We start from the raw sequence: 12,610 nt of genomic DNA, 5'->3' as shown, positions 1-12,610 counted from the left end.
ACTCCGGGATCAGAAAACGCCACTTCTGAATATAGTTCCGCTCGATCGTTCGGTCATAGCTATTGTCGCGCATTGGATCGTCCTCCAGCGGAGCGATTCAATCAGCGAATTAGTGAACATGCACAATTGCGAGGAGCCCTCTTGTCCGCCGAAGCCCGCCTTCGGGCGAAGGCGGATGCGACGAAGCAATCCATCCTTGCTGCAGCAAGAAAGAACGCTGGAGTGCTTCGCTTCGCTCGCAATGACGTTGCTAGAGATGACATCCAACAACTAAAATCGCGCCGAGACGCGACAATGAGGAAACACCATGATCGAATTCTTCTTCGACTGCTCCAGCCCCTGGACCTATCTCGCCTTCCACAACATCCAGCCCATCGCAAAGGAGTTCGGCGCCGAGATATCGTGGCGGCCGATCCTGGTCGGCGGCATTTTCAATTCGGTCAATCCCAGCGTCTATGCCTCGCGCGAGGCGCCGGTGCCGCTGAAGGCGCGTTACCAGAAGAAGGACCTCGCCGACTGGGCGCGCTCCGCCGGCCTCGCGATCAAGATGCCGCCGACGGTGTTTCCGGTGAACAGCGTCAAGGCGATGCGCGGCTGCATATTCCTCGGTAACGACATGGTGCCGTTCGCCCGCGCGGTATTCGAGGCCTATTGGGGTGCCGACAAGGATATTTCAAAGGACGAGGTGCTGACCGAAATATGCAACAGCGTCGGCGTCGATCCCGCCAAATTCTTCGCCGGTATCAGCGACCAGGCGATCAAGGACCAGCTCAAGGCCAATACCGACGAGGTGATGGCGCGCGGCGGCTTCGGGTCGCCGACCATCTTTCTCGACAAGACCGACATGTATTTCGGCAATGACCGCCTGCCGCTGGTCCGCGAAGCGCTGGCGCGCCTGAAGGCGCGGGCCGCCTGATGCCGAGGAAGGTCGTCTGCCGCGAACTCGGGCCTCCCGAAAGCCTGCAGCTGGAAAGTTTTGCCTCGGTGCCGCTGGCGCCGGGCGAGGTCCGCGTCGCCTTGCAAGCCGCCGGGATCAATTTTCCGGACGTATTGATGGCGGCCGGCGAGTACCAGCTGAAGCCGCCGCTGCCGTTCACGCCGGGGGTGGAAGCCGCCGGCGACGTGATCGAGGTCAACGGCGCCGATGGCGTCGCGGTCGGCGATCGCGTGATCGTCAAGATGCGGCACGGGGCCTACGCCGACGAGGCCGTCGTCACGCCGTCACAATTGACGCCGCTGCCATCGACCTTCGACTACGCCGAGGGCGCGACCTTTTTGGCCGGCCACGGCACCGCCTATCACGCGCTGATCGACCGCGGGCAGGTTCAGCCCGGCGAGGTGCTGCTGGTGCACGGCGCCGGCGGCGGCGTTGGCCTCGCCGCGGTCGAGATGGGCAAGATGCTCGGCGCCACCGTGATCGCGGCCGCCTCGAGCGAGGAGAAACTTGGCGTCGCCCAGGCGCGCGGCGCCGATCATCTGGTGCTCTATGGCCGCGAACCGTTCCGCGATGCCGTCAAACGCATCACCGACGGGCGCGGCGCCGACGTGGTGTTCGATCCCGTCGGTGGCGAAGTGTTCGAGAACAGCGTGCGCTGCATCGCCTGGGGCGCCCGGCTGCTGGTAATCGGTTTTACCGGCGGCATCGGCCTTGCCCGCACCAATTTGTTGCTGATCAAGGGCGCCAGCGTACTCGGCGTCCGCGCCGGCGAAGCGGTGCGGCGAAATCCGGCGCTGGGGGAGGTACGGTTGAAGGCGCTGCTGGATTGGGCGGAAGCGGGAAAGATCCGGCCCAACGTTTCGCACCGGCTGCCGCTGGAGGATTACGCGAAGGCGATGCGGCTCCTGGTCGAGCGCAAGGCGATCGGACGCGTGGCGTTGATGATGCGGCCGTAGGGTGGGCAAAGGCGCGCGCTTCGCGCCGTGCCCACCATCTTCCTTCGTGTCGCATCATGGTGGGCACGGCGCGAAGCGCGCGCCTTTGCCCACCCTACGAATCCGTCACTTGTACTCCCGCTCATCCCACCACGGGAAATAGTCCGGCATGTCGGTCGACACCTTGTTCTTGAACTGCGCGGGGCGCTTTTCCAGAAACGACACCACGCCTTCCTTGACATCCTCCGAACGGCCGCGCGCGTAAATGCCGCGGCTGTCGACCTTGTGGGCTTCCATCGGATCGTCGGCGCCGAGCATGCGCCACATCATCTGGCGGATCAGCGCCACCGAGACCGGCGCGGTTTTTGCGGCGATCTCCTTGGCCATGGCGCGCGCGGTCGGCAGCAGGTCATCGGGCGCTACGACCTTGCTGACCAGGCGGCCGGCGAGTGCTTCCTGCGCCGGAAACACTTTTCCGGTGTAACACCACTCCAGCGCCTGGGCGATGCCGACGAGGCGCGGCAGGAACCAGCTCGACGCCGCCTCCGGCACGATGCCGCGCTGCGAGAACACGAATCCGATCCGGGCGTTTTCCGAGGCGATGCGGATATCCATCGGCAGCAGCATGGTGGCGCCGATGCCGACCGCCGGGCCGTTGATCGCCGCGATCACGGGCTTCAGGCATTTGAAGATCCGCAAGGTGACCTGGCCGCCGCCGTCGCGCACCTGGGGATCGCTGTAATCGACCTTGCCGTCGGCCAGCCGTTTGACGGGCCCGCGCCGCGCGTCGCGATCGAAGGTGTCGGCGCCGGAGGAGAGGTCGGCGCCGGCGCAGAACCCGCGCCCCGCGCCGGTGACGATGATGGCACGGACATTGTCGTCCTTGTCGGCGGCATCGAATGCCGCGATCAATTCCGCCTGCATGGTGCCGTTGAAGGCGTTGAGCTTGTCGGGCCGGTTCAGTGTGATGGTGAGAATCTGCTCGTCGACCTCGTATTTGATGGTCTCGTAGGTCATGGGGGATTTCCTCTGGGTTGTTGTTTTGATTGTCACCTCGTCATTGCCGGGCTTGACCCGGCAATCCATCCTCTTGAAAAAGATGGATGCGCGGGTCAGGCCCGCGCATGACGATTGGTATGTGCCGTTCTACTTCTTCGGCGGGCTCGGCCACGGCTTCTGCGGCCCGCGCAAGCCCTCGAACGCCTTGGCCATGCCGAGCACGCCGATGTCGTCGAAGCGGCGGCCGACGATCTGGACGCCGATCGGAAAACCCTTCTTGTCGAGACCGCCATTGATCGAGACGGCCGGGTTTTCCGACATGTTCCACGGCACGGTATAGGCTATGTGCTCGAATGGCTTGTCGGGATCATTGATCGGAGCGGCGAGCTCGGCGGCGAAATTCACCACCGGCGACACCGGCGAAATCACATAGTCGATCTCGCAGAACAGTTTTGCGGCCGCCGCCCGGATCGCCATGGTGGCATTGAAGCCCCTGATGACGTCGACACCCGACAGTTTGGCGCCGGTCTCCGCCCATTTGAGGATATAGGGCAGCGCCTTGGCGCGCTCGGCCGGCGCCAGTTTCGACAGATCGTCCCACATCCGGGCGCGCCAGAAATTGTCGAGCCCGTCGAGGATCTCGCGCGTCATCACGCCATCGACTTCGGTGATAACGGCGCCGGCGGATTCGAACGCCTTCGCGGCCTTCACGGCGACTTCGCGCACGTCCATCTCCAGCGCCTGGCCCGTGCCGGCATCGAGCATCAGCCCGAAGCGCAATTTGCGCGGCGATTTTTCCAGCGCTCTCCAGTTGATGTCATTGGGCGGCAGGCTCATGCCGTCGCGGCGATCGGGCTTCGACAGCACGCTCATCATCAGGGCGGCGTCATCGACAATGCGCGTCATCGGTCCGGCGACGCGGCCGACATAGGGCGGGTCGACCGGAATTCGCCCCAGACTGGGCTTCAGCGCGACCAGGCCGCACCAACAAGCGGGCAAGCGCACCGAGCCGCCGATATCGGTGCCGAGATGCAACGGGCCGTAGCCCGCGGCAGCCGCGGCGCCAGCTCCGGAACTGGAGCCGCCGGGATTTTTGCCGAGGTCCCAGGGATTGCGGGTGAGGGGATGGAAGCTGGAAAGGCCCGACGACAGCATGCCGTAATCCGGCATGGTGGTTTTTGAAAAGATCACCGCGCCGGCTTCGCGCAGGCGCGCCGCGGGCGGCGCATCCCGCTCCGCCGCGACCAGTTTGACGCTGGCGGCACCCAGTGGCACCGGCACGCCCTTGGTGGCGATGTTTTCCTTGATGGTAACAGGCACGCCGTCGAGCAAGCCCATCGGCTCGCCCTTCTGCCAGCGTTCGGTCGATGTTTTGGCAACCGCCCGCGCGCCATCGGGATCGAAGGCGTACAGCGCCTTGATGTGCGGCTCCCACGCCGCGACATGCGTCAGCACGTCCTCCAGCACTTCCGACGGCGAGAACTGGCCGGCCTTGAAACCCTCGATCAGGTCGACGGCGCTGAGGTCGTGCAGCGACGTGACCGCTTCCTTGGGGGCTGGTTTATGCATGGGCACCCGCCGGAAGACGGGTTTCGATGATGCGCGCGAACATGCTGGCGCCAATGGGGAGGATCTTGTCGTCGAGGATGTAGCCGGGATTATGCACCGGCACCGAGCCTTCATGTCCGACCCAGAAATACGCCCCGGGCACCACCTGCATCATGTCGGCGAAATCCTCGCTGCCCATCTTGGGCCTCGACCGGGTGATCACCTTGTCGGCGTCGACCACCGTGCGCGCCACTTCGGCGACCACGGCGGACTGCTCTTCCTCGTTGATCAGCACGCTGAAGCCGTCACGGATGTCGACTGATATCTCGACCTGGAAGGAGGCGGCGATGCCGGCGCAGAGCGCGCGCATCCGCTCGCGGATCAGCACGCGGACCTCGTCGGAAAAGGCGCGGACCGTGCCGCACAGTTTCGCCTCGCCGGGGATCACATTGTAGGCCGAGCCGGTGTGGATCTGGGTGATCGACAGCACCGCCGGCTCATGCGGATCGACGTTGCGGCTGACGATGCTCTGCAGCGCCTGGCCGAGCGTCATCGCGACGATGACGGGATCCTTGGAGAAATGAGGCATTGCACCATGCGCGCCGTAGCCGTTGATGACGATGTCGAAGAAGTCGGCGCCGGCCATCGCCGGTCCCGGCAGGATCGCGATCTCGCCATGGTTCAGGTCCGGCGCATTGTGCAGCCCGTAGATCTCGTCGCAGGGGAATTTCTCGAACAGCCCGTCCTTGATCATGGCGCGCGCGCCGCCGAGGCCTTCCTCGGCCGGCTGGAAGATGAAATGCACGGTGCCGTCGAAATTCCGGGTTTCCGCAAGGTAGCGCGCGGTGCCGAGCAGCATGGTGGTGTGGGCGTCATGGCCGCAGCCGTGGAAGCGGCCGGGAATGGTCGAGCGCCAGCGCAGATTGGTGTTCTCTTCCATCGGCAGCGCGTCCATGTCGGCGCGCAGCCCGATCCGCTTGCTGCTCGTCCCCTTGTTGCCCTTGAGCACGCCGACCACGCCGGTGCCGCCGAGGCCGCGATGCACCTCGATGCCCCATTGCGTGAGCTTGTCGGCGACGATCCCGGAGGTGCGGACTTCCTCGAAGCCGATCTCGGGATGCGCATGCAGATCCCGGCGGATCGCGGTGAGTTCGTCGGCAAAGTCTTCAATGCGTTCGATCGTGGGCATGGTGGTTATCCGGTTGCAGAAGACGATGGATGTGGTTTGGCGGGGACGAAGGTGGGGCCGTTCGGCTTGACGCGGATGCCGGCGCGCAGGCGCGTCCAGGGCAAGGCGGCGGTGTCGGCCGGCATCGCGCCCGGTGCGGCGCAGATCAGGAGCGTCTCGGCGATCGGTTCGAAATCCGCGCGAAAATGCACCGAGCTCTTGTTGACCAGGATCGCCTGTTCGGTCGGCTCGATACCGACATAGCGGTACATCGCCTGGTCCGCGAGCTGCGCCTTGTGCGAGGAGACGACCACCCGGACGCCGCCGATGCGAAGGCACGCCGAGGGGCCCATCTCCATGTCGCGGCCGCCGTAATAGGGGCCGGGCGCCACGAAATTGCCGTCGGACAATTGTTCGACGACGAACGTTTCCTGGTAGGGCGCGTCGCCCGGAATGCCGGATTTGCCGCCCAGCGCCAGCGTGACGGTCGCGCCGACACCCGCTTCATGCGCGGCCCGCGCCGAGGCGGGATCGTAGATCACGCCGGTGGCGGCGCGCTGGGCGTTGTTGCGCACCAGCGCGCGCAGCATGCCCGTGGTGTCGGAATCGCCGCCGGCCCCGGGATTGTCCTGGGTGTCGGCGATGATAATGGGCCTGCTCGCGCTCTTCGCCAGTTCCATCGCGTGCAGCACGCCTTCGTCCGGCGTAAAGATGCGGCCGTCGAAATCATTCTCGTGACCGATGATGACGCGCGCAATGGTATCGGCCGCGGCGTCGGCATCGGCCTGGGTCACGCCGTAGGCGAACACGCTCGGCCCGCAATGGGCAAAATCGGCTGCCGGAAAGCCCGGCGCAAACGACAGCGTCGGCACCGCATCGTCCTGCAGCGCCGCCAGCTTCTGGTAAATGCCCTTGGTCGGCTGATCGTTGGTGCACTGCCAGCTGATCGGAATCAGGAACGGTAATTGCCGGAACGCTTTTGCGAATTTTTGTCCCGATTGCAGCAACAGCGCCAGATGTTCCGCGGCGGCGCGGCCGGTGTCGGCCATGTCGACATGCGGATAGGTGCGGTAGGCGATGAGTGCGTCGGCATGCTCCACCATTTCCGGCGTCACATTGGCGTGCAGATCGAGGCTGACCACCAGCGGCAAATCCTTGCCGATTACCTGCCGCACCCGGCGCAGGATTTCGCCTTCGCCGTCGTCGAAATGTTCCGACACCATGGCGCCGTGCAGGTCGAGATAGACGGCGTCAAGGGGGCCTGCGGCTTTGATGCCGTCGACCATCATCTTGAGGACACGCTCATAGGCATCCTCGGTGACATGCGCCGAGGGACTGGCGGCGCAGGCGATGGTTGGAACCAGCTCCCAGCCGCGGGCTTCCGCCGCGCCGACGAAACCGGCCAGCCCGACATTGATGTTGCGCATGGTCTTGAGAATGTCGCCGCCATGCGCCATCGACGGCCAGCCGCCGCCATGGACGAAATCGGCATAGGTCGCCTTGGTCGGCGCGAAGGTATTGGTCTCGTGCAGGAAGCCGCCAACGGCGATACGGGTCATTAATTCGGTCTCGATCTGATTTGTGGCGCGACGTTAGACTCGTCATTGCGACCAGCGCAAGCGACGAAGCAATCCCGTTTTGCATGCCGCATCCCGTCAATGCGGGGGAGCGGAGCCAGCCCGGCTCTTCCCGCGTCATTGCGAGGAGCACTTGCGACGAAGCAATCCAGCTTTCTGCCTGTTGCGCGAAAGCTGGATTGCTTCGCTGCGCTCGCAATGACGTTGAAGGGGCAGGGGCCGGCTTCCACGCTCGCAATGGCGGCGAGAGTGCTACGCCCCCGCCACTGCGCCCTCAGTCACCGGCCGGAAATTCGCAAAATCCCAGCCGCGCCCCGGCGCCGCCTCGAGCAGCGCCTTCGTATACGCCTGCTGCGGATGGGTCAGGACCTGCGCTGCCGGGCCCTGTTCGACGATGCGGCCATGCTGCATCACCGCGACATCGTCGCAGATTTGCGCCGCGACGCGCAAATCGTGGGTGATGAACAACAGCGCGATGCCCAGCCTGGTCTGGATTTCGTCAAGCAGTTCCAGCACCTGCGCCTGCACGGAGACGTCGAGCGCCGACACCGCCTCGTCCGCCACCAGCACGTCGGGGTCGAGTGCCAGCGCGCGCGCAATCGCGATGCGCTGGCGCTGGCCGCCGGAGAACTGGTGCGGATAGCGCGAGATCGCGTCGGCCGGCAGGTCGACCAGTTCCAGCAGATCGCGCGCCTTGGCCAGCGCTTCCGCATGCGGCATGCCGTAATTGATCGGTCCCTCGGCGATGGTCTCGCCGACCGTGATGCGCGGATTGAGCGAGCGGTAGGGATCCTGGAAGATGATCTGGATGCGCTTCCTGTGCGGCTGCAGCAGCCGCCGCGACAGGTCGGAGATTTCGCGGCCCACCAGGCGAATGCCGCCGGAGGTCGGATCGATCAGCCGCACGATGCAGCGCGCCACGGTGGATTTGCCGGAACCGCTTTCGCCGACGATGCCGAGCGTGCGGCCCTTGCGCAGCGTGAGGGTGACGTCCTTCGCGGCCGCCACTTCGCGCACGGCGCCGAAAAAGGAGCGCTCGCGATAGACCTTGCCGAGTTCGTTGGCTTCCAGCACCACCGGTTCGGTCGAGTCAGCGCGCGGCGCCCGCGGGATCAGGCTCGGCACCGCCGAGAGGAGATTGCGGGTGTATTCCATGGCGGGCGTGCGCAGGATCGACTGCAGCGAACCGGTCTCGACCAGCTTGCCATAACGCATCACGGCGACGCGGTCGGCGATCTCGGCGACCACGCCCATGTCATGGGTGATGAAGAGCACCGCGGTGCCGTGATCACGTTGCAAATCGCGGATGAGCGTCAAAATCTGCTTCTGCGTGGTGACGTCGAGCGCGGTGGTCGGCTCGTCCGCGATCAAGAGCTTCGGCTCCAGCACCAGCGCCATCGCGATCATGATACGCTGGCGCTGGCCGCCGGAAAGGCGGTGCGGGTAGGAGGCGAAAATGCGTTCGACCTCGGGCAGCCGGACCTGCTCCATCATGTCGAGGATGCGCTTCTTGCGCGCGCGGGCGTCGAGATCGGTGTGGGCGCGCAGCACCTCGTCAATCTGGCGGCCGACCGGCACCACCGGATTGAGCGCCGTCATCGGCTCCTGAAAGATCATCGCCATGGTGGTGGCGCGCAGCTGCCGCAGCCGGCGATCACTGGCGGTGAGGATATCCTCGCCGACCAGCTTGACAGTTCCGCCGGACGGCACCAGCGAGCCCTTCTGCAGCAGGCCCATCACGGTCAGCGACGTCACTGATTTGCCAGAGCCGCTTTCGCCGACCAGGCACAGCGTCTCGCCGGCGCGGACCTGCAGCGAGACGCCGTCGATCACGCGCTGGTTGGCGGGATTCTTGCCGAGGCCGACCACGAGATTGTCGATGTCGAGGACAATGGGTTTGTCGTTCATGTCATCGTCCTCTCAACACCGTCATTGCGAGGAGCGCTTGCGACGAAGCAATCCATTCTTTTCTTTCTTTCCGCGGTGAGATGGATTGCTTCGCTTTGCTCGCAATGACGTTGAGAGGCCGTCGCGTCTCGCTGGCGATGATGGGATGAAACACGTTCACTTGCCGCCCTCCCGCTGCTTCATCCGGGGATCGAGCGCATCGCGCGCGGCGTCGCCGATCAGGTTGACGCTGAGGATCGCCACCGACAGCATCAGACCGGGCCAGAAGATCAGCGACGGTTTGATCTGAAAATAGGCGCGGCCCTCGGCCATGATGTTGCCCCAGGTCGGCGTTTCAGGGCTGATGCCGGCGCCGAGGAACGACAGGATCGCTTCGGTCAGGATCGCGGAAGCGGCCACATAGGTGCCTTGCACGATCAGCGGCGCCACCGTGTTGGGCATCAGATGCCGCCACATGATCTTGGGCAGGCTGGAGCCGACCGAGATCGCCGCCTCGACATACGGCTCCTCGCGCGCGGACAGCACCACCGAGCGCACCAGCCGCGCCACCCGCGGGATCTCGGGAATGGTGATGGCGACCAGCACCGTCATCAGGCTGGCGCCCGACAGCGACACCACGGCAATCGCCAGCAGGATGCTCGGGATCGCCATCAGGCCGTCCATCACCCGCATCATCACGGCATCGACCCATTTGAAGAAACCGGAGACGAGTCCGATGACGAGCCCGATGCTGATCGAGAACAGGGCGGCGCCGAGCCCGATCAGGAGCGAAATTCGTCCGCCATAGAGAATGCGCGCCAGCACGTCGCGGCCATAGGCGTCGGTGCCGAGCCAGAATTCGGCGCTCGCCGGTCTCAGGCGCAGCGCCGGCGCCAGCAGCTGCGGATCGTGCGACGACAGCAGTGGCGCAAAAATAGCCGACAGGATCACCAATGCGAGGCAGACGCTCGCCACCGCGATGATCGGCGTCGCCGTCAGAAATCCAAGCCCCGACCGGAACGGCGTGGTGATCGGAATTGACGGCTCGGGAAGGGTTTCGATCGCCATCAGTAACGGATCCTTGGGTCAAGCATGGTATAGGCGACGTCGATCAGGAGATTGACGGTGACATAGATCAGCGACGTCAACAGGATCATCGCCTGGATGACGGGATAATCGCGCGCCAGCACGGCATCGACGGTGAGGCGTCCGATGCCGGGCAGATTGAACACGCTCTCGGTGACGACCACGCCCGAAATCAGCAGGGCGAAGCCTGTTCCGATCACGGTGATGACGGGCACCGCGGCGTTGCGCAGCGCGTGGCGCAGCAGCACGGCGGTCTCGTTGATGCCCTTGGCACGGGCGGTGCGCACATAATCCTCGCCGAGCACGTCGAGCATCGCCGCCCGCGTCATGCGCGCGATCAGCGCCACGTAGATAAAGGACAATGTGCAGGTCGGCAGAATGATGCGCTCGAAGAACGGCCCGAAACCCTGGGTGATGCTTCTGAAACCCTGCACCGGCAGCCAGCGCAGCTCGATGGCGAAAACCTGGATCAGCACATAGCCGATCACGAACACCGGGACCGAGAACCCGATCACCGACAATCCCATCACGAAGCGGTCGATCCAGGTGCCGTGTTTCCAGGCCGCGATGACGCCCAAGGGCACCGCGACCACGATGGCGAGAATGATGGTCGACAGTGCGATCGAGATCGAGGGCTCGACGCGCTGGCTGATCATTTTCAGCACCGGCACGTTGGAGATCAAGGATACGCCGAGATCGCCTTGCAGCAGCTTGCCGACCCAGGTGAAGAACTGGGTGTAGAGCGGCTCATGCAGGCCGAGCGAGATGCGGATGCGCTCGAGCTGTTCGGGCGTCGCATTGTCGCCGGCCAGGATCGCGGCGGGATCGCCCGGCGTCAGCCGCAGCAGCAAGAACACGAACAGCGCCACCACGCCCATCACGGGAATGGCGGCCAGAACACGGCGAAGCAGATATCCGAGCATCGTTGTCCATCAATTATGCGCCAACCGGTGTTCGGTCGGCGCGGATTTTTTTTGTTCCCGCCCGTATGTACCAGCTAAGCAAATTCGGTGCCATCGGGAACGTCGTTTTTGCCGACGCAGGTAGTGAGTAGCCCGGATGGAGCGCAGCGCAATCCGGGAAAGGTTTCACCGCTTGCGCAGCTGCCCCGGATTACGCTGCGCTCCATCCGGGCTACAAGAGCTCACTCCAGCGTCGCCAGCAGTCCCGCCATCAGGCGGCCGCGCTCGGCGAGGCTGTCGACTTCGATATGCTCGTTCAGCGTGTGCGCGTCGGCGCCGCGCACGCCCAATCCGTCGAGGGTGGGGATACCCATCGCGCCGGTAAAATTGCCGTCGGAGCCGCCGCCGGCGCTGGCGTGGGGCAGCTCCTTGCCCATCGCTTTCGCAAGGCCGCGCGCCTTTTCATACAGCGCCATGGTGCCGGCGTCGGGTTCCCATACCGGCCGGGTCACGCCGCGCGTCACTTTAAAAGTGACGTCATTGGCGGTGCCGGACAGCGCCAGCATCCGCTCGACGCCGTGGTCGAGATCGGCCTGGCGTTTCGCCATGCTCAACGCCTCGCCGGTGCAGGTGGTGGCGACGCAGTTGACCCATTGCCCGCCATGCACGATGCCGACCGAGAAGGTGCAGTCCGCCGTGGTCATGCCGTCGATCGCGAGAATCTGCCGCGCCATCTCGCGGATCGCCGAGCGGCCCGAAGATAGAGTTGCGCCGGCATGGCTCGGCTTGCCCACGGATTCGAGATTGAAGCGCGCGATGGCGTAACGCCCGGTGACGACGCCATTGTCCGGGCGGCCCGGCTCCGGCACCAGCACATACTTGTTGCGGGCGGCCTCCGCCTCGATGATGTCGCGGGTCGAGGGCGTGCCGACTTCCTCGTCCGGCGTGAACAGCACGGTGATCGGCAGCGGCGTGGTGAAGGAGGCGCGCGCCAGTTGCCGGATCGCTTCCAGGGAGAGGTAATTGCCGCCCTTCATGTCGAAGATGCCGGGGCCGAAGCACTTGTTGCCCTCGCGGCGCCATTGCAGCTTTTCCAGCGTGCCGATCGGATGCACGGTATCGAGATGTCCCGCGATCAGGATGCCCGGTTGGCCTGCCTTCGGATGCGGGAAGCGGGCGCGGACGCAGCCGGCAAAACCCTGCCGGCCGGCAATGCGTTCGATCGACGCCCCCATGATCGCCATGTCGCGGGCGGCGAGGTCGAGCATGCGCTCGACGGCGGGGGCATCGAAGGTCGGGCTTTCGCATTCCACCCAGCCGCGCAGTCCCTGCAGCATGGCCTCGGAATCGAAAGGTAGGTTGGCGGGGTTCATCGGCTTCTCTTTATGATTGAACGGGGTCTTGTTGACGCGCGGGCTCACGCGAGCGGCTTGCGAGCAGGATCCTTACGAAAGTGACCGGCGGCGAATTTGTAAAGTGAAACTTGTTGTAAAGTGAAACCTGGGCGCCGGCTCGGGCGCATTCGCCGCGCATCCATGATCTAAAACCCGATTGACGCGCCACGCGCTTGG

At 64.8% G+C, this 12,610-nt stretch carries 10 protein-coding genes; 2 read left to right on the top strand and 8 right to left on the bottom strand.

From position 1 onward, the window contains the following. Positions 1–307 precede the first annotated feature (307 nt). Positions 308–916, top strand: a complete 609-nt coding sequence (locus tag Q7T45_RS14470) for a 2-hydroxychromene-2-carboxylate isomerase (protein WP_304871631.1) — start codon at positions 308–310, stop codon at positions 914–916. Next, positions 916–1,893: an NADPH:quinone oxidoreductase family protein gene (locus tag Q7T45_RS14465; RefSeq protein ID WP_304871630.1), complete on the top strand. Its 978-nt coding sequence runs from the start codon at positions 916–918 to the stop codon at positions 1,891–1,893. The genes Q7T45_RS14470 and Q7T45_RS14465 overlap by 1 nt, the downstream gene beginning before the upstream one ends. Positions 1,894–1,998: 105 nt before the next feature. On the opposite strand, the gene Q7T45_RS14460 is transcribed toward Q7T45_RS14465, so the two are convergent. From Q7T45_RS14460 to Q7T45_RS14425, 8 genes are all read right to left on the bottom strand, one after another. Further along, positions 1,999–2,889: a crotonase/enoyl-CoA hydratase family protein gene (locus Q7T45_RS14460; RefSeq protein ID WP_304871629.1), complete on the bottom strand. Its 891-nt coding sequence runs from the start codon at positions 2,887–2,889 to the stop codon at positions 1,999–2,001. Between the two features lie 129 nt (positions 2,890–3,018). Beyond that, positions 3,019–4,440 carry an amidase gene (locus tag Q7T45_RS14455; protein WP_304871628.1) on the bottom strand — a complete coding sequence of 474 codons (1,422 nt, stop codon included), beginning with the start codon at positions 4,438–4,440 and terminating at the stop codon, positions 3,019–3,021. After that, complete coding sequence (locus tag Q7T45_RS14450; RefSeq protein WP_304871627.1) at positions 4,433–5,608, bottom strand: M20 aminoacylase family protein; 1,176 nt, start codon at positions 5,606–5,608, stop codon at positions 4,433–4,435. Before Q7T45_RS14450 ends, Q7T45_RS14455 begins: the two co-directional genes overlap by 8 nt. Before the next feature lie 5 nt (positions 5,609–5,613). Next, positions 5,614–7,146: a M81 family metallopeptidase gene (locus tag Q7T45_RS14445; protein ID WP_304871626.1), complete on the bottom strand. Its 1,533-nt coding sequence runs from the start codon at positions 7,144–7,146 to the stop codon at positions 5,614–5,616. Between the two features lie 270 nt (positions 7,147–7,416). Then, positions 7,417–9,072 (bottom strand): ABC transporter ATP-binding protein, encoded by a 1,656-nt coding sequence (locus tag Q7T45_RS14440; RefSeq protein ID WP_304871625.1) that lies wholly within the window; start codon positions 9,070–9,072, stop codon positions 7,417–7,419. Positions 9,073–9,228: 156 nt separating this feature from the next. Beyond that, entirely contained in the window at positions 9,229–10,119 is an 891-nt protein-coding gene (locus Q7T45_RS14435) for an ABC transporter permease (protein WP_304871624.1), read from the bottom strand. Beyond that, complete coding sequence (locus tag Q7T45_RS14430) at positions 10,119–11,060, bottom strand: ABC transporter permease (protein WP_304871623.1); 942 nt, start codon at positions 11,058–11,060, stop codon at positions 10,119–10,121. The genes Q7T45_RS14435 and Q7T45_RS14430 overlap by 1 nt, the downstream gene beginning before the upstream one ends. 221 nt (positions 11,061–11,281) lie before the next feature. Further along, positions 11,282–12,412: a M20/M25/M40 family metallo-hydrolase gene (locus tag Q7T45_RS14425; RefSeq protein WP_304871622.1), complete on the bottom strand. Its 1,131-nt coding sequence runs from the start codon at positions 12,410–12,412 to the stop codon at positions 11,282–11,284. Positions 12,413–12,610 lie beyond the last annotated feature (198 nt).

The sequence above is a fragment of the Bradyrhizobium sp. genome, assembly GCF_030646015.1.
Taxonomy (GTDB): Bacteria; Pseudomonadota; Alphaproteobacteria; order Rhizobiales; family Xanthobacteraceae; genus Bradyrhizobium.
The sequence above is the reverse complement of the archived record's forward strand: the minus strand, read 5'-3'. Positions and strand labels throughout refer to the sequence as shown.